This is a genomic window from Bacillus sp. YKCMOAS1 (genome assembly GCF_030268125.1).
GTDB classification, from domain to species: domain Bacteria; phylum Bacillota; class Bacilli; order Bacillales; family Bacillaceae; genus Bacillus; species Bacillus safensis.
This window is the reverse complement of record NZ_BSEI01000001.1, coordinates 64,708-88,565: the sequence shown is the minus strand read 5'-3', so window position 1 is coordinate 88,565 and position 23,858 is coordinate 64,708. Positions and strand designations below refer to the sequence as shown.

Below are 23,858 nucleotides of genomic sequence, written 5' to 3'. Positions count from 1 at the left end.
CTACTCCTTCAGCACAGCTTGAATATATTTTTCTGGTGTAGAGAGCATTTCCGCTGCTTGATTGATATAAGGGGCAATGAACTCTGTCCCTAACCCAATAGCAAGCGATAAGACGACAAGCAGTACGCCAGGATACACCATTCCTTTAATTGACGGCTTTCTTCTGCGTTTATCCTGTTCCTCGCCCCAAAATGCGGACATGAAAATCTTCATAATAGAGTAGAGGACAAGGAGGCTGGACAGTAAGACCAAGATAGAAAACGTCATGTATCCAGCAGAAAATCCACCTTCCACAATTTTTAGTTTTCCAACAAAGCCACTCAGCGGCGGAATTCCTGCCAGCGATAAAGCCGAAATGAAAAACATCCATCCTAATAGAGGCTGAGATTGAATCAGTCCGCCCATTTTTTTCAGTTGGTTTGTACCAGCGTACACAAAGAGGGCACCTGCCAGCATAAATAAAGCCCCTTTGATCACCATGTCGTGAATGAGATAATAAATAGCTCCTTGGAGTGATGCAGGTGTGTTGGCTGCAAATCCAAACAAAATGACACCAACAGCTGTGACAATATTATAAATCACAATCTTCTGCACATCAGAATAGGCGATCGAACCTATCACACCGAATATCACCGTCAGTGCGGCAAGCCACGCCATGAGTGTATGGGTGAAGCCTGTATCGTGTATAAAAATTAATGTAAAGACTCTGGCAATCGCATATAAGCCAACCTTTGTGAGCAAAGCCCCAAAAAGAGCTGAAATCGCTGCTGGCGGTGCATGATACGATCCTGGCAGCCAGAAATAAAGCGGGAAGATCCCAGCTTTTAAGCCGAATACAATGAGGAACAGGATGGAAATAACAGTGATTAACCCTGTTTGCCCTGATTCAGCTATTTTCACACTTAAATCAGCCATATTGAGCGTACCCGTCACTGCATATAAGCAGGCAACTCCGACAATAAATAATGCCGACGAGATGATATTAAACACAATATATTTGAGTGATTCACGAAGCTGAGGCTTTGATCCGCCTAATACAATGAGCATATAAGATGCCATCAGCAGTAATTCAAAGAAGACAAACAGGTTGAATATATCTCCCGTTAAAAAGGCTCCGCTCACGCCAGCTAACAAAAACTGCACGCCAGAATAATAGAAGAGCCGCTCTCTTTCTTTCCCAATCGTTTGAAAGGAGAAGAGGACTGTCACAAGCCCGACAACGGAAGCAGTCAGCACAAGGAGTGCAGCAAATTGATCGGCGACAAGGGCAATCCCAAATGGTGCTTTCCAGCCGCCTAAATAAAGGGTTTGTATCCCATTTGTGAAAATCGTTTGAACCAAATATGCATTACATATAATGGCTGAAAGAGATGCCAAGACACTAAAAACTCTTGACAGCATGATATTTTTATTCATAAAAATCAATAGTGTAGCAGCTAGTAATGGAATTAATATAGGCAGGATCACGAGATTATTCATGCTGATCATTTCCTCTCATTTGATCCATGTCATCTGTTCGCAGCTCTTGGAAGGCTCGGAAGGCCATGACAAGTAATAAGGATGTCACACCAAAAGCAATGACAATGGCTGTTAAAATTAGTGCTTGTGGCAATGGATCTACATAGGATGTGAGCCCCTCTTTTAGAACCGGAGGCGCTCCCTTTTTTAAGCCGCCCATTGTTAAAAGAAGCAAGTGGACGCCGTGACTCAAAACAGCAGTACCGACGATGACCCGCAGAAGGCTTTTTGACAGCATCAAATAGGTCGCTGCCATAAAAATAATTCCGACGATAATAGACATTAGAAATTCCATTATTCCTTCTCTCCAATCATTTGAATAATGGTCATGGTGACACCGACAACGACCAAATACACACCGATATCAAACAGGACGGCTGTCGCTAGTTCTGTTTTTCCTAAAAACGGTAATTGGAAATAATCAAATGCATGTGATAGAAAAGGTGCACCGAATAGAAAGGATCCCATACCTGTCAGGATCGCAACGAGCAAACCGGCTCCAGCTACATAAATAAAGTCAAAAGGCAAAATGCGTCTTACTGTTTTCAGATCATAGGCTAAAAGCAGAAGAACGACAGCCGCAGAACTCATCAGGCCGCCGATGAATCCGCCGCCAGGATTGTTATGCCCCGCAAGAAATAGGTGAAGGGAGAAGAGCAAGATGATGAATGCTGTGATTTTTGTTGTGACTTGCAAAAGCATATCATTCGTATCAATCTTTCTCATCGCCGCACACCTCTCTTCCGTTTTGCTTGTGTTTTTAATAACCCATAAATACCAAGTGCCGCAATGGCGAGCACAGTAATTTCAAAAAGGGTATCAAAGCCCCTGAAATCGACAAGAATGACATTGACAATATTGTCACCGCCAGCAAGTTTGTAGCTGTTTTCAATAAAGTAAGTTGAAATGGTATCAAGTGACTGCTGACTTGTGGAAGCGAAAGCTAGACAAGTGACAACAACCCCAACACCTAATGAAATGATGAAATTGGTCATTTTGAATCTTCTCGTTTTTTGCTTTAAGCTCAGCTTCGGTAAATGATAGAAGCAAAGCAAAAACAGTGCGACAGAAATCGTTTCAATAATCAGCTGCGTCAGCGCAAGGTCAGGTGCTCTGAAAATCACGAAGAATAATGACAGCGTGTATCCCATGACACCTAGAGCAATAATAGCTGTTAATCGTGAGCTTGCGAATACTGTTGCAATCGTCGCCGCCACCATCACAAGTGAAAGAATCACCTCATACGTGCCAATTGAGGCAGCCTGATCTGTTTGAAATGAAAAGGCCTGCTGATAAAACATGACGCCGCCAATGACGATAATCATGAACCCAAACACATAGACAAGATAGTCACGAAGAAAACCAGTCATATAACTGTTTGTCAGGCGGTATGACCCTTTTTCCAAACCGATAAGAGAGCGGTCGTATAAAGCGTTAAATGACCATTTTTCCTTAAAGATGTTGTACATTGGACGCCATTTTGAAAGCGTCAAGTAGCCGATTGTGCCGAGTACAACAACACCTATTGTCATATAGAGCTCTGGCTGGAAGCCATGCCATGCTTCAATTTTCACAGAAAAACGGCTTCCTGTTTCAATCGCTTCAGGAATGATCGCCGCCATTGCGGGTTCGATGACAGAATAGGCAAGAATATTAGGGAAAAAGAAGAAGGTGACCACAAGTGCAGCTAGAATGATTGGCGGAATGAGCATGCCGATCGGTGCTTCATGCGGTTTTTTCTCCAATTGGTCTATATTCAGACGGCCTCTAAAAGTTTTAAAGAGGAGCATCATACTATAAATGAACGTAAATACACTAGCGAGCCAAGCAAGTGCTGGGAAGATAGCACCCCATGTTGAAACGTCCGTAAAACTGATGTCAGAAATTCGTATCATACTTGTGAAAAATAGCTCTTTACTTAAGAAACCGTTAAATGGCGGTAATCCGGCCATTGAAAATGTACCGATTAACGTAATAGTGAAGGTAATCGGCATGATCGTCATTAATCCGCCTAATTTCCGAATGTCACGAGTCCCTGTTTCATGATCGATAATACCTGCTGCCATAAAGAGACTTCCTTTAAACGTAGCATGGTTAATGAGGTGAAAAATAGCTGCAAGAATGGCTGCGCCAAAAAAGGCAGGATTGTTTTCATGAATCGCAGCTGCGCCGACGCCAAGCATGAGCATAATCATGCCGAGCTGACTCACTGTCGAATAGGCCAGAATGGCTTTCAAATCGTTTTGCCGGACGGCGTGGAATGATCCCCAGAATAATGTGACAAGTCCAACGATGGAAATGGTCCAGAACCATACCTCTGATATAGCAAAGATTGGACTGAAGCGGGCAACAAGATAAATACCGGCTTTCACCATCGTAGCAGAATGCAGATAACTGCTCACAGGGGTCGGTGCTTCCATTGCATCAGGCAGCCAGATATAGAATGGGAACTGCGCTGATTTCGTAAAGGCACCTAGTAAGATTAGGATCATAGCAGGGATAAAGTAAGGTGATGCCATAATGAGCTGAAGCTGATTGACTGCTTCACGAATACTGAATGAATCAGTAATCAGGTAAATGAGGATGAAGCCACCAAGCATAGCTAATCCGCCAAAAACAGTAATAAGCAGTGATTTCGTTGCTCCATACCTAGAGCGCTCCCGCTTATACCAATACCCAATTAAGAGGAAGGAAGAGATACTCGTTAACTCCCAAAACAAGTATAGAACCACCATGTTGTCAGAAAGAACGACACCCAGCATCGCGGTCATAAACATGAGTAAATACGTATAGAAAGAGCCAAGCTGTTCTTTTTCCTTTGATAAGTAGAAAATACTGTACAGCACCACAAGTGCGCCGATACCTGTAATTAATAAAGCAAATAACAGGCTGAGACCATCGACATACACAGTGAAATTCATCCCTAAAGATGGAATCCATTCAGCCTGTGAGAAAAGCTTTCGTCCATTCGAAGTGATATGTAACATTTGGATGAAATAGGTAAATAAAAGAATCGGCAAGATGAGAACAAACCATCCTGTATGTATACGCTTCACATATTTGTAAAGGAAAGGTACAACAAAAGCGAGTAAAAAAGGTGATAGGATGGCGAAGTGAATAAGTTGCAAGAAAATGAACCTCCTTTGATCAATATAAATTCACGTTCTAAAGAACTGGTAATTAAAATTATAGCGTAAATACAGCCATAGTGCATTGGTTTGAAACGATTTCAAGCAAACTGTACTTGTTTTAGGTTCTTTTGACCACAAAAATAATTTTATCAAAAATGACACTCATTGTATATTGTTTTGTTTTTCGTACATGCTTTTCTTAAAGGAGCTGATCAAATGAAACGAAAGATCGCCATCAGCTTAAGCCTATTCTGCACGATTTTAGGAGGAGCATTCTTGATTGATCGAAATGATCAAAAAAGGTGGCAGGCCGGGAGTGAATGGCCGCTGTTTTCTGAGCATCTTCTTCACATGAGCTATCAAGAAACCAAGCTGTATCCTTTTCAGCCCAGGGAGTATTTACGAATTGTATTAGCTGATGAATAAGAACTTATAGGAGAAAAGAAATATAAAAAAAGCATGGGCTCATGTGAGAGCTCATGCTTTTTATGTGTGGTAGTTTAACTAAACATTCTGAGTAAGATCGTTGCACAGATAACAGTTGCTGCTCCGCCAAGTCTTGTAGATACTTGTGCGAAAGGCATAAGGCCCATTCTTCCAGAAGCTGAAAGAATGGCAACATCACCAGTACCGCCAAGTCCGCTGTGACAGCCAGTGACAATAGCAGATTCTACTGGATACATGTTCATTAGTTTTCCAACGAAGTAACCAGAACCAACCATTGCGAGTACAACAGCGATACATACGCATACGAATGGAATTGAGATGACAGTTGCTACATCATCAAGTGGAATGTATAGAATACCAAGACCAACCATTAGCGGCCATGTAAAACTTCTTGATACAAACTTGTAGAACTGCTGTGAGCCATTTTGAAGATGCTGAGGCATCACGTTTAAGTATTTGATTAAAGCAGCAAGAACAATCATTAAGATTGGACCTGGAATATGAACAAAGCTTTCTAACAAACCACCAAAGATGAAGGTTGTACAAGCAACGAGTACACCAGCACCCATTAAACCGAAATCAACTTTTGCATCCATATCTGGCTGCTCGAAAATTTCGTTTGCTTCTTTAGATTTCACAAGACGGCCATTCCCGTTCAGTTCAGGACGTTTCTCACCAAGCTTCTTCATTGCGCCAGCGCAGATAATGGCAATGACGTTCCCAATGACAGCCGCAGGAATTAATTGAGAAATTAATGACTCTGCTGATACACCTAGAATTTGTGAATAAGCGATAGATAATGGCAAAATTCCTTCTCCAACACCACCGGCAATAATCGGTACAATAATAAAGAAGAATGAATGATGCGGTGTGTAACCAACTAAAAGGCCAACAAGGATACCAGCACTCACAGCTGCAATTGTACCTGCAACCAGAGGGACAAACATACGAATAAGGCCTTGTACTAAAACAGTTCGCTGCATCCCAAGAATACTACCTACTACAAGAGCAGAAATATAGAAGTAAAGGAAGTTCGACGTTTTCATAAGAGACGTAACCGCTTCCAATGAGTTCGGATTTAGAACATTAAAAAAGACCAGGAACGATGGTACGAATAAAGAAAGAATCGCCGGTCCACCAATATCTTTTAAGATTGGAATACGTTGTCCTACATCTCCAAGGAAAATCCCCAAAATCATAATAACAGCGAAACCACCAAGCATATTTGCTGGAATTTTATTAAAATAAGCGGCAGTTAAAATAATCGCTGCAAGTACTAAATACACAGGTAGATCAATAACACCAATTTTCCAAGACATGATCTTACGGAAAACGCTTTTATTATTGTCAGAATCGTCTGTAATCGATTTCAATTGTTGTGCATTAGCCACATAAACACCCCCAAATGCTATTTGTCTCAATTGTAGAAGATTCTGTGACACTCATCTATTTATTAAACTAAAATAAGTGTAATAAAAGTAAAATAAACAGGAGTTTTTGAGTTTTTTATCATACAAAAATCCCCTGAAGATAGTTTGTCCTTCAGGGGATTGATCATACATCGTATTTATCGTTTTCCTTTTAAATAAGGTGTACCAAGTGCTTTTGGTGCATCGGCACGTCCGATGAAGCCAGTAAGTGCTAAGATGGTGAGCACATATGGTGCTATGAGCATATACACATTCGGTATATCTTGGAACAGCGGCAGGAGAGAACCAATGATGCTTAAACTTTGAGCAAATCCAAAGAATAAAGCAGCTCCCATTGCGCCAAATGGATGCCATTTACCGAATACAAGCGCAGCTAGTGCGATAAAGCCTTGTCCAGTAATGGTGGCATGGGAGAAATCAAGCGAAATGGTTGACGCATAAACAGCCCCGCCCAGACCGCCAAACAGTCCACTAATGAAGACAGCGATATAACGCATCCGGTACACTTTGATTCCCATTGTATCAGCTGCCATTGGATGCTCTCCAACTGCACGAAGACGAAGACCAAACGGCATTTTAAATAAAACAAACCATGCAACCACCGCAAGGGCTAAAGCAAGTATGGACGTATAATAAACATCTTTAAAGAAAATATCACCAATGATCGGAATGTTACTTAAAAGGGGAATATCTCCTTTATAGAAAGGCTCTGTAATTTTATCAGTTTGTGCTTTTCCGTAAATTAGTTTTACGACAAACAGTGTAGCGCCAAGTGCCAGCATGTTAATGGCCACACCACTGACCGTTTGATCAGCTCGGAAGGTAATGGTCGCAACTGCATGAATCAGTGAGAACAATCCGCCAACGGCCATTCCGACGAGAAGCCCAAGCCACGGGGTCAAGGCTCCAAACGTATCAGCAAAAAATAAGTTAAAGATAATACTGGAAAATGCTCCGACGACCATCAAACCTTCAAGACCGATATTGACAACACCTGATCTTTCTGAAAAGACGCCTCCAAGAGCGGTTAAAATAAGTGGTGCAGCATAAACAAGTGTAGCTGGGATGATGATTTCAAGAATTTGCAGAAATCCCACTTATTTTCCCCCCTTTTTCTTCATTTGTTGAATCACAAGACGGATGACATAGCTTGAGGCGACGAAAAGAATGATGATCGCAATGACAATATCAACAACCTCAGTCGGTACGCCTGATTCAAGCGGCATATTTAATGCACCGACCTTCAATCCACCAAGCAATAATGCAGCAAGGACAACACCAACAGCCGTATTTCCACCTAATAAAGCGACGGCAATTCCATCAAAACCTACGCCTGTAAACGAGCCTTTAATAGAGGCATATTCAAATGTACCAAGGCCTTCCATAGCTCCTGCAAGACCTGCAAAAGCACCTGAAATGAGCATCGCATAAATGATATTGCGGCGAACGTTCATGCCAGCATACTGTGATGCCTGCTGATTCATTCCAACAGCTCGTAACTCAAACCCTTTAGAAGTTTTTTGAATAATGACCCACATCACGACCGCCGCAATAATGGCAACAAAAATACCGTTATGCATCCGGGAGAAATCAGTGATCTGCTCAAAAAATCCAGAGCGAAGAGAGGCAGTGGCATCGATTTTATCTGTTTTATCTTTATTATCTGTTAAGACATTTGAGATTAAATAGTTTGTGACATGAAGGGCAATGTAGTTCATCATGATGGTGACGATGACCTCATGCACATAAAAACGAGCTTTTAAAAACCCGGGAATAAAGCCCCATAATGCACCTGCAGCAGCTGCGGTGATGAGTGCAAGCGGCAGATGAATATACATAGGTGCATGGACAGTTGTTCCAATCCATACAGCAGCTACCCAGCCAACAAGCATTTGACCTTCGACACCGATATTAAACAGGCCTGTCCGAAATGCAAAGGCAACAGCAAGACCTGATAAAATATAAGGTGTCACTTGCCTGATGGTTTCTCCCATATAATAGGTTTCACCGAAAACGCCATTCCAAAGGGCGCCATAGCCTTCGATGACACTATAACCGCTTGCCAGCATAATAATGGCCCCAACCAAAAGACCAAGTACAATGGCTATAAGCGGAATCAGCAGATTTGTTAAGCGATTAGACATTTGCTTCTTTCCCCACTTCCTGTTGCGTACTTCCAGCCATTAATAGGCCAAGCTCTTGCTCTGTTGTTTCTTTTGGATCAACAATGGCCACAATGCTGCCTTCGAAAATGACAGCGATCTTATCACTAACATTGATAATTTCATCAAGCTCAAAGGAGATGAGCAAAACGGCTTTGCCAGAGTCTCTTTGCTCAATGAGACGTTTATGAACAAATTCAATCGCACCAACATCAAGTCCTCGTGTCGGCTGAGCGGCAATTAATAAATCAGGATTGCGGTCCACTTCACGGCCGATAATGGCTTTTTGCTGGTTACCGCCTGACAGGGCGCGCGCTTCTGTATATTCACTCGGTGTTCTGACGTCATATTCCGCAATGATTCGTTTTGCCTTTTGATAAATATTCTTCATATTCAATAAGCCGAATTTTGAATAAGGACGCTGATAATACGTTTGTAAGGAAATGTTTTCTCCAATTGAAAAATCGAGTACAAGTCCGTGTTTATGACGGTCCTGAGGAATATGTCCAATCCCAGATTCGGTCACTTTACGAGGCGGGAGATTTTGAATGGCTTTCCCGTTTAGCATGATCGTGCCAGATTCTGATTTTTTTAGACCGGTAATGGCTTCAATTAATTCAGACTGGCCATTGCCGTCTACCCCAGCAATTCCAACAATTTCGCCAGCCTTCACTGACAGGTTCAACTGTTTGACCGCTTCAATTCCTCTGGCGTCTTTTACTGTGAGGTCTTGAATTTCAAGAACTTCCTCAGCAGGAGAAGCAGCTTTTTTGTCTGTTTTAAATGACACTTCACGACCAACCATGAGGCTTGCAAGTTCGTCTTTATTTGTGCTTTCCACATCAAGTGTACGAATGCCTTGACCTTTTCGGATAATGGTCACGCGATGACAGGCATCCATAATTTCTTTCAGCTTATGGGTGATTAAAATAATGGATTTGCCTTCATTAATTAAGTTTTTCATAATTTGTATGAGTTCTTTGATTTCTTGAGGTGTTAAAACGGCCGTTGGTTCGTCGAAGATCAAAATATCAGCGCCGCGGTAAAGTGTTTTTAAGATTTCTGCACGCTGCTGCATACCGACAGAGATGTCAGATACTTTTGCGGCAGGATCTATTTTCAAACCATAGCGGTCAGAAAGCTCTTGTACTTGCTGTATGGCTTGTTCTTTGTCAATCTTTCCAAACTTCTTTGGCTCTTTACCTAAAATGATGTTTTCAGCGACAGTAAAGGTATCGACAAGCATAAAGTGCTGATGCACCATTCCGATGCCTAAATCACTAGCATCATTTGGACTAGAGATGGTCACGGGTTTTCCGTGCACCTTAATTTCACCTTTTTCAGGCTGGTACAGTCCGAAAAGCACGTTCATGAGCGTTGATTTTCCAGCGCCGTTTTCACCAAGCAGCGCATGAATTTCGCCCTTTTTTAGCTGCAGCGTAATGTTGTCGTTTGCTACAATGCCAGGGAATTCTTTGCGTATATTCAACATTTCAATGACATAATCCACAGGTTTAACCGCTCCTTTTTTAGGGTGCTGATGAAGATAAAAACTAGCAAAAGAAAAGCTGCAAAACAAGGCTGCAGCTTTTCTTTTACCACCTTTTACGAATAAAGAGGAGGTAAAGGAGAGGCAAGGGGATAAGGCGCGCTTATCCCGATGCTCAAATTAAGCTTTAAAATCTTTTAATTCATCACGTGTTGCAGGGATTTTGATTTCGCCCTTGATGATTTTTTGTTTCCATTCTTCCACTTTCTTTAATACATCCTTATCAAGGTTTTCCTTAGATGGAGAGATGTCAAGAGCGCCTTCTTTCAGACCGTATGTGATCACTTCGCCGCCAGGGAACTTACCTTCTTTTGCTTTCGTTGTTAAGTCTTGTACCGCTGTGTCTACTTTCTTAACCATAGAAGTAAGAGTGACACTTTGTTTTGTTCCAGGTACTTTTCCTTCGTCATACTGGTCTTTATCTACACCGATGACCCAAACTTTACGATTAGGATCCGCTTTTTTCAGGTTTTTCGCTTCTGTGAAGACACCAGTTCCAGTGCCGCCAGCAGCATGATAGATGATGTCGACGCCAGATTTGTACATGCTTTCAGCTGTTGCTTTACCGATGTCAGCCTTATCGAATGCACCAGCATATTTCACTTCAACTTTTGCTTTTGGGTTCGCTGCTTCAACACCAGCGCGGAAACCGACTTCGAATTTTCTGACTAATTCAGAATCAACGCCGCCGACAAAACCAATCTTGTTTGATTTTGTTGTAAGAGCAGCCGCAACACCCACAAGGAATGATCCTTCGTTTTCGTTAAACACAATGCTAGCCACGTTGTCTTTTTTCACGACTGCATCAACGATAGCAAAGTGGTTTTTCTTACGTTGATCCGCAATTTCAGATATAGCATCTTCCATTAAGAAACCAATTCCGTAAATCAGGTCGAATTTCTCACGAGCAAGTGTGTTTAAGTTTGTTGTATAGTCAGCATCTGATTTAGATTGTAAGTAATCAAAGCCGTTTTTACCTTTTTTTAGATTGTTGTCTTTCCCAAATGCTTGTAAACCTTCCCAAGCTGATTGGTTAAACGATTTGTCATCGACACCACCGACATCAGTTACCATTGCAACAGTGAATTGATCTTTATCTTTTTTGCTTTCACCGCTGTTTGAGCCAGAGTTGCCGCATGCTCCAAGGATGGTTCCTGCTGCTACGACTAAGGACAATGCTAGTCCAATTTTGCGCTTCTTCAAAACATAACCCCCTATAAAATTTAAAAGTTTCAGAAAAGTCTCGCGAAAAAAGACCGATCTATCTCTTCTCACCCTAAAGAGGGTATTTTATCCTGCTTTCTCATGAAACTTATGGAGGGCAGGAGAGAAGATGTAAGACATCAGACTTATATCTCGTTGAACTAATCAATCATAATTTATCATTTCCGATCGAATAAATAAATAGAAATTTGTTTTATTTTTAAAAAAATGTTAATTGGCTTTATTTGATGTCTTTTTATCTGTTGAAATATGATATAATGCCGCTTTTGTGATGTGCTCTACTACAGTAGAACCACTGATATCAAGGGGTTTGTTACATCGTATGCCATAAAAAAACATCTGGCCTTTCGTGAAGGTCAGATGTAACAGTTTAAAGATATTGCTGAATCAAATTCATATTGCTCGTGTTCAGTTTATATTGGAAAACAGGACGTCCAATTGTCCCATAAGCCATTTCAACATCCACCACTTCGATGTCCTCAAGGAATTTCAAGTATTTTCTAATGGAGACTTGAGAGATTTCTGTATGATTGGCTAGGTCTTCGGTCGTGAAAGCCTGCTGTCCAAATGATTGAATGCTTGTCCAGATGAGTTTGAGTGTGCTTTTGGTCAGGCCTTTTGGCAGGAGGACTTTTTCCGCCTCTGCTTTTTTATGAAAAAGCTTCGCATCTAAATCATTTTGCGAAATGCTGTTCATGGATTGATACAGGGCGTGTTTCCGTTTATACTCTGCCAGTGCCGATTGGAATCGTTCGAACTCAAAAGGTTTGATTAAATAATCAACCGCTCCGTTTCGCATCGTTTGCTGAACAACGTCCACTTCATTTGCAGCCGAAATGACAATGACATCAACGGCATGATTTTGCTGGCGAATTTCTGTTAGTAATGCCAGCCCATTTTGACCTGGCATATAAATATCGAGCAGTACGAGGTGAATGACTTCTGTTTTTAACACTTCAAGCGCCTGCTGAAAAGAGGTGGCAATTCCCTTTAACTCAAAGCCATCGATTTGGGTAAGGTAGCGTTTGTTCAGCTCCCCAACCATTGGATCATCTTCTACTATTAACACATTAATCATGTGAATCCTCCTTTTGTTTATACGGAATGCGGAGACTAAAGGTCGTTCCTTCTCCTTTTTCACTCGTGACAATCATATGTCCATTCAATTTCTTGATGCTTTGGTCAACGAAGTAGAGTCCGAAACCTCGGTCTTCTCCTTTAGTTGAAAAGCCTTGATCAAACATGATGTCTTGTTCTTCTTTTGTGAGACCAACACCTGTGTCCGTGATTTCAATGTGTAGCTGCTCTTGAACGTATCTGAAGGAGATCGAGATGTTTTTCGTCTCAGTATGTGAAACCGCATCGAGTGCATTATTTAACAGGTTGCCGATCACGGTAATGAGGTCATGCGTCACTGCCGGGTCCTCCGTATTTGGCACTTGTGTGCTGCAAATAACCTCCAAGGAAGCGCCTTGTTCCCTGATATAGCTTTGTTTTCCTAGTAAAAATCCTGCTAAAACAGAGTTTTTCACATGGTTGATGATTTCATTTGTTTCCGTTTGCTGATAAATGGCAATATCTTTGATGTAGGTACCAAGGTCATCGTAGTTTTTGAGCTGGACCAAACCTAAAATGACATGAAGCTTGTTCATAAATTCATGTGACTGGGCACGGAGGGCATTCGCATACATTTTGACCCCGCTAAGCTGCTCAGCCAGGTGTTTGACTTCTGTTTTGTCACGGAAGGTGGCGATGGCCCCGACAATCTCATCATTTACTGTAATTGGTACTTCATTAAAAACGAGCTCCAGTCCATTCATTCTCACGTCACGATCAAGCAGTGGCTTGCGTGTTTCAATGACCTGTTTTAAGCCGCTTGAAGGGAGGAGAGTTTGAACATCTTGTTCTCTAGGATCAACCATAATGCCCATATTATGAAAGAGTCGTTTTGCCTCTGCATTGGCCAGCTTGATTTGACCGTGCTGATCGACGGCAAGAATCCCTTCTTTTGTTGATTCTAGCATGGCACTTCGTTCTTTTAGCAATGTGGCAATCTCATCCGGCTCAAGTCCAAACATAATCTTCTTCACTTTTCTTGCCACAATGAGTGCCCCGATGATGCCAGATAGGAGGCTGAGTGATGTGACGAAGTAGAGTGGAAGTAAGCTTTGATGAATAATCAAGTCAATTTCCTTTAACGTAATCCCTACGGCCACAGCCCCGAGCTGCTTACCATTTTGATCATAAACAGGAACAAAAGCACGCATGGATCTGCCGAGTGTTCCAGAAGCCGTACTAATATGTTCTTTCCCCTGTAAAGCTGCTTTTTCATCACCGCCGGCAAACCGTTTCCCAATCTTCTGCGGATTCGGGTGTGTTTTGCGAATACCTTTCATATCCATGACGACAACGAATTCGGTTTTGGTGATTTGCTGAACATTTGTTGTATATTTTCGTAATGCTGAATATGAATGATCTTCTAATGATTGTGCTGTGATCGGAGCCTCTGCGACCATTTTGGCAGTAGAGAGAGCAATGTCACGCTCCTGCTGATGAATGTTCTTGGCTGTTTCCGACCATATCGTAAAGAATGTGATACAAAGGGAGATCAGGACAACGATACACACAAAGATCGTCAGCCGTGTTTGCAGTCTTAAAGTTTTTTTCACGAGTATACCCCTAACGCACGATTTTTTCGTAACAGTAATACTTTAACGGGAAAATGTAAGTTTGTGAAGGAATGTACGTGCAAAATCATAAATTTGATTTTGCTGTCAGTTTACTTTGAAAGCATCTTGTCAATCCGTTTTAAGTGAGCCATAATAAATGTGAGCTTATGAGAAAGGAACTATTTATGAAAAATACATATTTGACTGGATATTTTCCGCTGATTTCAATCTTACTATTCAGCTCTGCTTTTTCGATTTTTACAGTAGGTATCACAACTGATTTCTTGACTCAAGCAGGTATTTTAAAAGGAATGCTGGAATTTTTCTCAGAACAGGGCATCCGTCTTGCTCTCTTTGCCGCTTTTGCACTTGTTTATTTTATGATCTTATCTGCCTTAAAACTGATTGCAGATACGGTATTAGAGCTGGCGTTACTTTTTTTCGCTAAGGACCCTGAAGGGGAGAACTTAAAGAAAATTCGGATTGCATCCGTTGTTTATTTATTTGCCAGCTTGCTTGCATTTCTGTTGACGCAGCAGCTCATTCTGCTAGTCGGACTTTTTGCATTAGCAAGTCTTGTCTATTTTATCTGGGTTGTGGTTCGCATTTATCAATCGCTTAATATGCTGAATTTGATTGGATTTATGATGTTTATTCTGCTGTTTTGGGCGACGTTTTTGATCGGTATTTTGTACTTATTTATTAAGCTTTATAACAGTGTGATGGCAAGTCTGCCTTCGTAAGCAGACAAAGAAAGCATCCTCCTATCATTGGAGGATGCTTTTTTTATGAAAGAAACCGCTTTTGAATATCGGGTGTAGGCATCATACAAGATGTTTTTTGACCAAACCATTTGTAGCGATTTTTTGCAATCAGCTCATAAAACCAATCACGGATTGGGCGAGGTATGGCAAGGAGTAAAAAGCTCCATCTGTAGATCCCTTTTAAATGCCGCGCGGCTTTTAAGATGCCTGTTGACTTCGTATAAAGTGTTCCTTTTTCAATATAAATGAATGAATTGAACTCTTCTAAAGGCAAACCGTTTTCCTTTAAAATACGCTGTCCTGTATCTGATTGTAATGAAGCGAACATCATCTGTTCTTTCGGATCGCGCTTAATCACAAATTGAACAGCTCCGCTGCACACGTTGCAGACACCGTCAAATAAAATTAAATGGGATGGATGTGTTGAATGCATCGCAATCAAACCTCCTGTTTATCTGGCGTATTGCATCGTATTTTTCCAAATACGTAAGTGCGGGCTTGAACGATAAATCGATTCAACCGTTCCTCTATCTCTTCCGACCCAGACACCCATTGTGTACTGATCTGTCAGTCCCACAAACCAAATATCTTTGTAGTCATTGGATGTTCCTGTTTTACCACCGATGTAAGGGGCATTGAAATTCGCTTTTTTCCCTGTTCCACTTTTCACAACGGAGGAAAGAAGCTTACGCATCGTTTCATTTGTCCGCTGAGAATATACTTGCTTTGGCGACTCTTTCCACTTGTAAAGGGTCTTGCCGTTTAAGTCTGTCACTTTTGTGATCGAATGGCTTTGTGTGTAGGCTCCTTGGTTGCCAAAAACGGTGTACGCATCTGTTATTTCTAGCGGTGAGAAGCCTTTTGTAAATCCGCCAAGTGCAGAAGGAAGGCGGTAATCATCTGCTACGATATGCTCGAATGAGAACTTCTCTAAATAGCTGAAGCCTTTTTTGACACCTACTGTATCCAGCATTCGGATCGCAGGGGTATTGTAAGAATTTTTAAAGGCTGTTTCAAGTGTGACTGTTCCATACGTTTTATGATTATAGTTCTGCGGGCAGTATCCGCTGCTGCAAAACTTGCCGGCACTGATGGTGCTTGAAGCTGTTGCGCCGGTTTGATCAATATAAGGCGCATAGTCTAAAAGCGGCTTAATCGCAGAACCAGGCTGTCTTTGCGCTTGATAAGCGTAGTTGAAATCAAATTTCTTATAGTTTTTCCCGCCAGCAAGTGCAACAATTTGATGCGTTTCATGATTAATGACGGCTGATCCGCCTTCGACCCCTTGGTAAGGCAATTGAGCATTGAGCTGATAGACAGCTCTTTGCTGTAAGGAAGGGTCAAGCGCCGTATAAATCTTCACGCCATCCTGGAGCAGAGCACTGACCTTTTCAGATAATTCTTTTTGAATGGCCTTTTTTGCTTCAGCCGTTTTGGCCTTCTTCAATCGTTTTGTAAAGCCCTCCTGATCAGACACAAGATCGGTAAACTCTTCATTGGCATATGTCACATAATCAGGATAAAGGTTTTTCTTTTCACTTAAGGATAGGCTGATTTTTTCTTTGACGGCTTTTTTGTATTGCTTTTTGGTGATGACGCCATCTTTCTTCAAAATACCAAGCAGCCGTTCTTGGCGTTTCTTTGTGTGCTTGAACTGTTTTAATGGGTCATACAGTGTTGGGTTGTTTGGAATAGCAGAGATAAATGCCATTTGTGCAAGTGTTAAAGAACTAAGCGGCTTATCAAAATAGTAATTAGCCGCAGAACCGACACCGTAAACACCATTACTGAAATAAATCGTATTTAAATAGCTTTCGAGAATTTCATCTTTAGAGAATTTCCGCTCAAGTTCATAGGAATAGAGCAGCTCTGTAAACTTTCGGCTGAACGAACGTTCATGGCTTAAATATAAGTTGCGGGACAGCTGCTGTGTGATCGTACTCGCTCCTTGGCTGATGCCATGGTTTTTGACGTTTGCAGCAAGTGCACGAACCACCCCCATAAAGTCAATTCCTTTATGGTCATAAAAGTTGCGGTCCTCTGAACGAAGGAACAGCTCCTTCACAGGTTCAGGAATTTTATCGTATTTCACAAACACTCGGTTCTCATCGTTTGAGACGATCTCGGAGATAAGAGAACCATCCCGGTCATACATATAACTGTTTTGGGAAAAATCTATCTTTTCCAGCTTGATTTTTTGATCAAGCACTTCGTTAACAGGCTTTACACTTGCAGCTTCTTCCTTTGATAGATAAAAAGTCAGAGCAAATAATGGGATGAGGGCAGCAAGTAATAACCAACCAATGATTGCACGAAACATGAGGTCACTCACTTTCTTCAATTTTCTAGCCATATCGTACCATTCTTTTGCGAATACGAGAAGGTTATTTTTAGAAAAGAATGGGCGTGAAGTCTAGTGAATAAGGCTTTTCTGCAAGAAAAAAAGAGTGTCTGAAGATGATCAGACACTCCTTTCCTTTGTCTTCGCATGCGAGCGGACCGCCCATAAAAATAAAGCGCCAAACAGAAAAATGCCGGCAGTGACATAAAAGACAGCTGGAATCCCGTAATGACTCGCCACAATGCCGCCGATTACCGGACCGACGACATTCCCAAGAAAGCGGAAGCTGACATTGTATCCGAGCACTTCCCCTTGCATAGAAGCAGGTGCTTTGATCCGAATATACGCCGTCGTACACGGAATAATGCCGCCAAGTGCCATGCCGTATAGGAAACGGAAAATGACTAACATCACGTATGAATCCGCCATCGCTTGCGGGATGAATAAAATAGAGGAGAGGATGAGAAGGGCAAGCAGCACCTTATCATGACCAATTCGATCTCCGAGATCTCCCCATTTTCGCGTAAACAGCAAATTGCCAAGTCCAGTTGCAGAAAATGCAAGCCCCGCATAAAAAGCGAGATTGACAGGACCATGTAAATCATGAATGTATAAAGCCAAAAGCGGCTGAATGCTAAAGTTCCCTACTTGTGTAATAAACGTTAAAAGCATCGTGACTATAAGTAAAGGCTGTTTGAAAATGTGAAAGAGTACATCCTTCCGTGAATAAGAAACACGCTTTGCTTCTTTTGACCGGATCGGCTGTTCCTTCACTCCGAAGATAATCACAATAGCTGACACATAAATGACAGCCGCTGTGAGGAAAAACGTATAAATAAATCCGACGCTGTCTGCCATGAATCCGCCCATTAATGGACCAAACAATCCTCCGGCGACATTACTCATCTGCATCGTTCCAAGGGTTTTACCGGCAGTTGCCTTTTCGGTCTGTGCAGAAATCAGTGCCATTGAAGTCGAGATAAAGCCTGTGACAAGCCCCATGAAGAGCCTTAATGCGAATAGCTGATACACGGTGTGAACAAGCCCCATTAATAGAATACTTGTGGCGATGCCAATACCGTTAATTAATAATATCTTTTTATAGCCATGCCGGTCGCCAATCCGCCCCCAAATCGGAGAGATCAGGAAGGCCGTTAAAAAAGTGACCCCAAAGACATAGCCGCTCCATCTTTGAACAAATTCATTTGAATAGCTACTATCAAGAGATTCTATGTAAAGTGATAAAAAAGGGACGATCATTGTAATGCTCGCAGATACAAAAAAGTTCACAAACCACATGATGTACAAGTTTTTCTTCCTGTTTGTGATAGAGACCACCTTCTTTATTTATTTCGTGTTCCTTAATAATTATAAAGGAAAATAAACGATCTTTCATCAGATGAATAGGTTGGGCGTAGTGAATCTGCATTATTTTCACGAAAATGAAGTGATTTCAAGGTCCGTCTTAATATAATGGTATGAGAATGAAAACTGACGAAAAAGTGAGGTGAAACTGGTGGAACAGAAGACGGTGCTTGTGGTCGATTTTGAATTTACGATGCCTGATGGAAAATATCATCCACAAAATTTTTTTCCTGAAATTATTGAAGCTGGAGTAGTGAAAGCAGCAGATGAAACGATCATAGACACATTCTCCAGCTACGTCAAACCGAAAAAGTTCCCAAAGCTGACGAAGCGCTGTAAATCATTCCTCGGAATTACGCAGGAGGATGTAGAGAGCGGGATTTCATTTGAGTTGTTTATCGAGAAGCTCGTGTCACTTGATGGGGGAGAGAATTGTGAGATTATTACGTGGGGCAACATGGACATGAAGGTATTGAAGCAAAATTGTATGCTTAATCATATTAGCTTTCCTTTTAAGGGGAAGCTGAGGGATCTTGCCTTTGAATATAAAACCTTTTTTGGTGACCGCACACTGACAGGGCTTCGAAAAGCGGCAAAGGAATATGGCAGTGAAGGAGCTGGTAAGCATCATAAAGCACTCGATGATGCCATGACGACTTATCAGCTGTTAACCCTTTTTGAAAAAGACAGAGCCTATGTGGAAAATCCGCAAACAACCAAAATTGGTGAGCTGATCGATTTCTCACATTTTTTTGATTCGGCTGATTAGCGGACGTCTTCTGGAAAATAATCTTTCTCAAGAGAGGATAGGCACGCTCTTGATTTTTCAGCCCATTTGGAATCATCCGCACGGAGTGCTTGTTTCAATTTATCTACAGCTTCTTTCAGTGACTCTTCATAATCAGGTATATCGCCATCATAAGGCTTCACCATATGATGAGGGATATTTGTCTGTTCTCTATAGGCCAAAGCCCGCCTCTCCTGGAAAAAAGGCACGTCTGCTTCTTTCGGATGATGCAGGTCGCCTTGAGTGGGGTGTGTCAGAACGGCTTTTACTTGAACGAGATAGGTCGATGGTTTTACTGCTGTCACTTCCCCAACGTATACACCTGTTTTATAAAAACCTTTCACAACTTGTCCAATTTGAATGTCTGTCATGTGAAATTCCTCCATTTCCTTCTCGTAGGAAGGTATTTCATTTCTTTTAGCCAATATAGTGAAGTAAACGAGCAAAAGGGGGAATGGCGAGATGTCATTCATCGTACTTTTTCTACTATATTTTCCTGAAGATAAAAGGGAGTACATCCCGGCGGCGATCACCACGGTGATTTTCTTTATTGCTGCGTTTATTTGTTTTCGTCTCATCGTGCGTGCGTCTAAGAAGCAGGAGCGGATAGATGAAAAAAGAACAAAAAAAATGGATTAATCATTTTCTTCTTGTATCTTCAGGAAATTTTACGGTGACGGTTGTTCCAGACTGCAGCGAGCTTTTGAAACGTATGGTTCCATGGTGATTTTCAATAATTGAAAAAGTCACTGTCAGCCCAAGTCCAGTTCCTTTGTTTTTCAAGGTGTAATACGGTTCGCCAAGCTTTTTCATTTGGCTTTCGGTCATACCTACACCGTTATCAACGAAATAAAGGCAGATTTTATGATTTTCTTTCGAAGCAAAAAGTTCAACCTTTCCTTCATGTTCGGGAGCTGCTTCTATCGCATTTTTGATTAAATTAATCATGACTTGCTTGATCTTCGTTACGTCACCTTGAATGTATAAGTCAGGTTCAATGGATTGATGAATCGTGACCGATTTAAAATTTGCATAGGATGTCATCAGTGATGCACATTCCTCAAGTAATTTAGATAGATTGAGTGATTCAATTTGATAATAGTTTTGTTTTGCAATGTCAAGATAACTCGTAATAATGTCCTGAGCCCGGTCTAATTCGGACAGAACGAGATTTTTATAATCTTTATTGGCAGGCGGCTCTTTTGTATGATCACTCGAAAAGAGCAATTGAATAAACCCTCTCACAACTGTCAGCGGATTGCGTACTTCATGGGCGACACTTGCAGCAAGTTCACTTACAATGGTCAGTTTTTCTGACTGGACAAGCTGTGTTCTCATTTCCGCATTTTCTTTAACAAATTCAATGGAATAGATACTGAGCACAAGAAAGAATATGTAGTAAAGAGTTGAGAAAAATAACTCAAGGAGCTTTTGCTGCATAATAAAAGCTGGGCTGTATTCAAGTAAGCTGACCGCAAGCAGTCCAATGTAAATAAAGAATCCTTTGGATAAACCTATAAGCACTCCGTAAAAAAGCTTATTTGGCTTTGAATATTGATGCCATTTTCGGTAGAACAGGAATGGGATGAAAAAGTAAATTGGGACAACAATGAGTCCAATCCATAAGAAAGAGCCATACATCACGAATTTGACAATGATGCTTATCAAGATGGCAACGCTCCCCGCCATGTATCCTCCGTATAAAATAGCAAGTACAAGGGGAATAGATTGAAGCCCAGTCTGCAAATCTAAAATCGAACCAACTGGATACATAATACATAGTGCTGAAGAGATGGATGCGAATACTGTGATGAGCAGTTTATTCGTTTTTGGGAAATGAGCAGGGGTCCGGCTTAACCATAGCGCATGATATAAAAAGATTGGTAATAGAATAAAAGATACATGGAGCAGAAAATCCTTGAACATTTCCATTTAAATGCTCTCCTCGTAAATAATAGTAATTCCTCTCATTATATCATTTCATGTACAAAGTAGATATGATAAAAGGAGGGTTTTTTTCTTTAAAAAGAACACCCGTTAGGATGTTCTTTCTACCGTATAGATCTTATTCAGCTGATGGCGTGAACGCTTGATGAAGACGTTTCAGTCCTTCTTTGACTGTTGAAGCAGGACAGCCGAGATTCATCCGAATAAAGCCGTCTCCTTCGTGTCCGTACACGTGGCCAAGCTCTAGGATCACTTTCCCTTTTTTTAGCAGATTCCGCTTTAATTCCGCTCGACTGAATTGATAATCCTGAATGTCCAGCCACAATAAATAAGAAGCATCTGGTTTCATATAACGCATATTTGGAAGATATTCGTCAATATAGTCCATCGCCATCTTCATGTTGCCTTCGAGATAAAGAACAAGGGCATCAAGCCACTCATCCCCGTGACGGTATGCTGCTTCCATCGCTGGAATCGCAAATGCATTCAGTTTGGACAGTCCGTTTCTTTGCAATTCATTGGTGAAAAGGGTTCTTTTTTCTTCATCTGAAATGATAATAGCAGATGCCTGCAGACCCGCTAGATTAAAGGTTTTACTCGGCGCAATACACGTTACCGTGATATGTGCAATGTCGTCAGAAAGGCTGGCGAAGGGCACATGCTGCTTCCCGTAAAGCATTAAATCTGAATGAATCTCATCTGATATGACCGTGACACCATGCTTCACACAGAGGTCTCCGACTTGCTTTAATTCCTCTTTTGACCACGCTCTTCCAGACGGATTATGCGGATGACATAGGAACATCAGCTTTGCTTGTGGCCTGCTCAGTTTTTTCTCTAAATCATCAAAATCCATCATATAACGGTTGTTTTCTATTTTTAAAGGATTGGTTGAGACTGTACGTCCATTTCGCTCAATCATTTGATAAAAAGGTGTATACACTGGTGACTGTATAACTACTTCGTCATGCGGTGCTGTAAAGGCTTGAACAGCAAAACTAAGTGCCGTTACGATGCCTGGTGTAAAAGTGACCGCTTCTGTCTGAATGGTCCATCCGTGTCTTCTTTTGAGCCATCCAGCTACTGCCTGCTGCGTATCCTGATCTTGAAATGCATAGCCAAATACACCATGGTCTAATCGCTCTTTCAATGCATCAAGGACGACCTGCGGCGCTTTAAAATCCATATCGGCCACCCACATCGGGAGGGCATCTGTTGTCAGGAACAAAGACTCTGCTTGATCCCATTTCACTGATTTTGAACCTTTACGTATGATCTGTTCGTCGAAATTCATGAAACCCACCTCTAGCTGTTTTTCAACCATTCTTGGTTGTGCTAAAATAAACATCACAAAATTTATTATAAGCGGTGATACCGATGAAAGATAGTCAAGCTGTAGAAGAGATGATTCAATTCATTAAGGCATGGGACCCTTTTCATTATGGAGAGGATTTTTATGAAACGGAGCCTGCTGACGTCATCAGTGCATTATACGACGCAGAAGACCCGTTATCTTTAGCAAAAGAGATTCAAGCCATCTACCATCACTCATTTGAACAGCTTCTTCCGATAGAGAGCTGTCAGCATATAGCAAATCAGCTTTTTGTCTTGCGAGACAGCAGCTCCTGTTCACGCTAAGACAGGCTGAAATGTCCGATTTGATCAGACACAAAGACCGGATTTTCCTCAGGAATGAGGTGCCCGGTTTTTTTTAATGCATGTAAGGTCGAATTCGGCAGATCTTTGTGCAGTCTTTCGCCTATTTGAATGGGAACGATTCGATCTTCCTCGCCCCAAATGAGCAGCACGGGTGTTTCCATTTTCTTTAAAACGTCCGAGGTTAAATCTCCTTCCCGGTGCCGAATCAAACGAAAGATCCCCCGAAAGATTTGATCATCTGAAAACGGTTTTAAATATCCGTCGACCATCTCTTGATCAATGATGGAGTGATCATGCACAACGGCAGTTAAATTTTTCATAATGCCCTGTTTTAAAAGCTTTCTTTTTAGATACAGATAAAAATAAGGAATATATGTGCTGTAAACAAGTGATCTTTTTGACTTATTCAAATATCCAGAGCTGCACAAAAGAACCGCCTTTTCAAATAGGTCCGGCCGCTCAGTGGCAGCGTATAAGGCAATCTGTCCGCCCATTGAATGGCCTACTAGAATCGCATGCTGAATCTGTAAATAACCAGCTAGCTCAATAATAATTTTTCCCATGTTGCGATAGCTGTAAATAAACGTATTCGACTTCTCGGACTGTCCAAATGGCGGCAGATCTATTGCAATTAAATTGAAGTCCTGTTTCAGAAGCGGGATGAGTTTTCGATAGCTGAAGGTAGAAGAGAAGAGACCGTGAATTAAAATCAATGTCTTCTTGCCCTCATTTGGATAGTGCTCGTAATAGATATCTAAACCGAATGTACTTTTCATATAAGCTGGCTGAACAATGTCCACAATCTTCACTCCGATACTTGATACTCTCTCTGTTAGGTGACTGTATTGTACCCTAAAAAGTGGAT

At 41.5% G+C, this 23,858-nt stretch carries 23 protein-coding genes; 5 read left to right on the top strand and 18 right to left on the bottom strand.

Going from position 1 to position 23,858, the window contains the following annotated elements; translation table 11 throughout:
• From QSJ46_RS00510 to QSJ46_RS00495, 4 genes are read right to left on the bottom strand one after another with little or no spacing between them, the layout of a single operon-like run.
• Entirely contained in the window at positions 1-1,479 is a 1,479-nt protein-coding gene (locus QSJ46_RS00510; protein ID WP_047203309.1) for a Na+/H+ antiporter subunit D, read from the bottom strand.
• Complete coding sequence (locus tag QSJ46_RS00505; protein WP_024423316.1) at positions 1,472-1,813, bottom strand: Na(+)/H(+) antiporter subunit C; 342 nt, start codon at positions 1,811-1,813, stop codon at positions 1,472-1,474. The genes QSJ46_RS00510 and QSJ46_RS00505 overlap by 8 nt, the downstream gene beginning before the upstream one ends.
• Positions 1,813-2,244 (bottom strand): Na(+)/H(+) antiporter subunit B, encoded by a 432-nt coding sequence (locus QSJ46_RS00500; RefSeq protein WP_039181111.1) that lies wholly within the window; start codon positions 2,242-2,244, stop codon positions 1,813-1,815. The genes QSJ46_RS00505 and QSJ46_RS00500 overlap by 1 nt, the downstream gene beginning before the upstream one ends.
• Entirely contained in the window at positions 2,241-4,646 is a 2,406-nt protein-coding gene (locus QSJ46_RS00495) for a Na+/H+ antiporter subunit A (RefSeq protein WP_285604134.1), read from the bottom strand. The genes QSJ46_RS00500 and QSJ46_RS00495 overlap by 4 nt, the downstream gene beginning before the upstream one ends.
• 219 nt (positions 4,647-4,865) lie before the next feature.
• Here QSJ46_RS00495 and QSJ46_RS00490 point away from each other — a divergent pair, with 219 nt between their 5' ends.
• On the top strand, positions 4,866-5,075 hold the full coding sequence (locus QSJ46_RS00490) for a hypothetical protein (protein WP_024423313.1): 210 nt from the start codon (positions 4,866-4,868) through the stop codon (positions 5,073-5,075).
• Between the two features lie 74 nt (positions 5,076-5,149).
• Here the strand turns inward: QSJ46_RS00490 and QSJ46_RS00485 are convergent, their stop codons facing one another.
• The 7 genes from QSJ46_RS00485 to malK form a co-directional block, all read right to left on the bottom strand.
• Complete coding sequence (locus tag QSJ46_RS00485) at positions 5,150-6,487, bottom strand: 2-hydroxycarboxylate transporter family protein (protein WP_047203307.1); 1,338 nt, start codon at positions 6,485-6,487, stop codon at positions 5,150-5,152.
• A gap of 176 nt (positions 6,488-6,663) precedes the next feature.
• A complete protein-coding gene (locus QSJ46_RS00480; protein WP_047203306.1) occupies positions 6,664-7,623 on the bottom strand; it encodes an ABC transporter permease in 960 nt (319 codons plus the stop codon).
• Positions 7,624-8,670: an ABC transporter permease gene (locus QSJ46_RS00475; RefSeq protein WP_047203305.1), complete on the bottom strand. Its 1,047-nt coding sequence runs from the start codon at positions 8,668-8,670 to the stop codon at positions 7,624-7,626.
• Positions 8,663-10,198 (bottom strand): ABC transporter ATP-binding protein, encoded by a 1,536-nt coding sequence (locus QSJ46_RS00470; protein WP_047203304.1) that lies wholly within the window; start codon positions 10,196-10,198, stop codon positions 8,663-8,665. The genes QSJ46_RS00475 and QSJ46_RS00470 overlap by 8 nt, the downstream gene beginning before the upstream one ends.
• A gap of 159 nt (positions 10,199-10,357) precedes the next feature.
• Complete coding sequence (locus QSJ46_RS00465; protein WP_048237317.1) at positions 10,358-11,440, bottom strand: BMP family lipoprotein; 1,083 nt, start codon at positions 11,438-11,440, stop codon at positions 10,358-10,360.
• A 391-nt stretch (positions 11,441-11,831) separates the two neighbouring features.
• A complete protein-coding gene (locus tag QSJ46_RS00460) occupies positions 11,832-12,539 on the bottom strand; it encodes a response regulator (RefSeq protein ID WP_024423307.1) in 708 nt (235 codons plus the stop codon).
• A complete protein-coding gene (gene malK, locus QSJ46_RS00455; protein WP_047203303.1) occupies positions 12,532-14,130 on the bottom strand; it encodes a malate sensor histidine kinase MalK in 1,599 nt (532 codons plus the stop codon). Before malK ends, QSJ46_RS00460 begins: the two co-directional genes overlap by 8 nt.
• Before the next feature lie 185 nt (positions 14,131-14,315).
• Here malK and QSJ46_RS00450 point away from each other — a divergent pair, with 185 nt between their 5' ends.
• Positions 14,316-14,873 carry a YufK family protein gene (locus QSJ46_RS00450; RefSeq protein WP_039181089.1) on the top strand — a complete coding sequence of 186 codons (558 nt, stop codon included), beginning with the start codon at positions 14,316-14,318 and terminating at the stop codon, positions 14,871-14,873.
• A 43-nt stretch (positions 14,874-14,916) separates the two neighbouring features.
• Here QSJ46_RS00450 and QSJ46_RS00445 read toward each other — a convergent pair whose 3' ends face one another.
• The 3 genes from QSJ46_RS00445 to QSJ46_RS00435 all read right to left on the bottom strand — a co-directional run bounded on the left by QSJ46_RS00445 (position 14,917) and on the right by QSJ46_RS00435 (position 18,534).
• A complete protein-coding gene (locus QSJ46_RS00445) occupies positions 14,917-15,327 on the bottom strand; it encodes a thiol-disulfide oxidoreductase DCC family protein (RefSeq protein WP_047203302.1) in 411 nt (136 codons plus the stop codon).
• A gap of 18 nt (positions 15,328-15,345) precedes the next feature.
• Positions 15,346-17,247 (bottom strand): transglycosylase domain-containing protein, encoded by a 1,902-nt coding sequence (locus QSJ46_RS00440; RefSeq protein WP_047203301.1) that lies wholly within the window; start codon positions 17,245-17,247, stop codon positions 15,346-15,348.
• A gap of 108 nt (positions 17,248-17,355) precedes the next feature.
• On the bottom strand, positions 17,356-18,534 hold the full coding sequence (locus QSJ46_RS00435; protein WP_221885112.1) for an MFS transporter: 1,179 nt from the start codon (positions 18,532-18,534) through the stop codon (positions 17,356-17,358).
• A gap of 217 nt (positions 18,535-18,751) precedes the next feature.
• Here QSJ46_RS00435 and kapD point away from each other — a divergent pair, with 217 nt between their 5' ends.
• Positions 18,752-19,369 carry a 3'-5' exonuclease KapD gene (kapD, locus tag QSJ46_RS00430; RefSeq protein ID WP_039181084.1) on the top strand — a complete coding sequence of 206 codons (618 nt, stop codon included), beginning with the start codon at positions 18,752-18,754 and terminating at the stop codon, positions 19,367-19,369.
• Here the strand turns inward: kapD and kapB are convergent.
• On the bottom strand, positions 19,366-19,758 hold the full coding sequence (gene kapB, locus QSJ46_RS00425; RefSeq protein ID WP_025094193.1) for a kinase-associated lipoprotein KapB: 393 nt from the start codon (positions 19,756-19,758) through the stop codon (positions 19,366-19,368). The genes kapD and kapB overlap by 4 nt on opposite strands.
• Positions 19,759-19,849: 91 nt before the next feature.
• Here kapB and QSJ46_RS00420 point away from each other — a divergent pair, with 91 nt between their 5' ends.
• Positions 19,850-20,026 carry a hypothetical protein gene (locus QSJ46_RS00420; protein WP_162860193.1) on the top strand — a complete coding sequence of 59 codons (177 nt, stop codon included), beginning with the start codon at positions 19,850-19,852 and terminating at the stop codon, positions 20,024-20,026.
• On the opposite strand, the gene QSJ46_RS00415 is transcribed toward QSJ46_RS00420, so the two are convergent.
• Together QSJ46_RS00415 and QSJ46_RS00410 are read right to left on the bottom strand one after the other, a co-directional pair.
• Positions 20,027-21,319: a sensor histidine kinase gene (locus tag QSJ46_RS00415; RefSeq protein WP_285604133.1), complete on the bottom strand. Its 1,293-nt coding sequence runs from the start codon at positions 21,317-21,319 to the stop codon at positions 20,027-20,029.
• 133 nt (positions 21,320-21,452) lie between these two features.
• On the bottom strand, positions 21,453-22,628 hold the full coding sequence (locus tag QSJ46_RS00410) for a MalY/PatB family protein (RefSeq protein ID WP_251181222.1): 1,176 nt from the start codon (positions 22,626-22,628) through the stop codon (positions 21,453-21,455).
• Positions 22,629-22,711: 83 nt separating this feature from the next.
• Here QSJ46_RS00410 and QSJ46_RS00405 point away from each other — a divergent pair, with 83 nt between their 5' ends.
• A complete protein-coding gene (locus tag QSJ46_RS00405) occupies positions 22,712-22,972 on the top strand; it encodes a YugE family protein (RefSeq protein ID WP_039181076.1) in 261 nt (86 codons plus the stop codon).
• Here the strand turns inward: QSJ46_RS00405 and QSJ46_RS00400 are convergent.
• Positions 22,969-23,793: an alpha/beta fold hydrolase gene (locus QSJ46_RS00400; RefSeq protein ID WP_024425926.1), complete on the bottom strand. Its 825-nt coding sequence runs from the start codon at positions 23,791-23,793 to the stop codon at positions 22,969-22,971. The genes QSJ46_RS00405 and QSJ46_RS00400 overlap by 4 nt on opposite strands.
• Positions 23,794-23,858 lie beyond the last annotated feature (65 nt).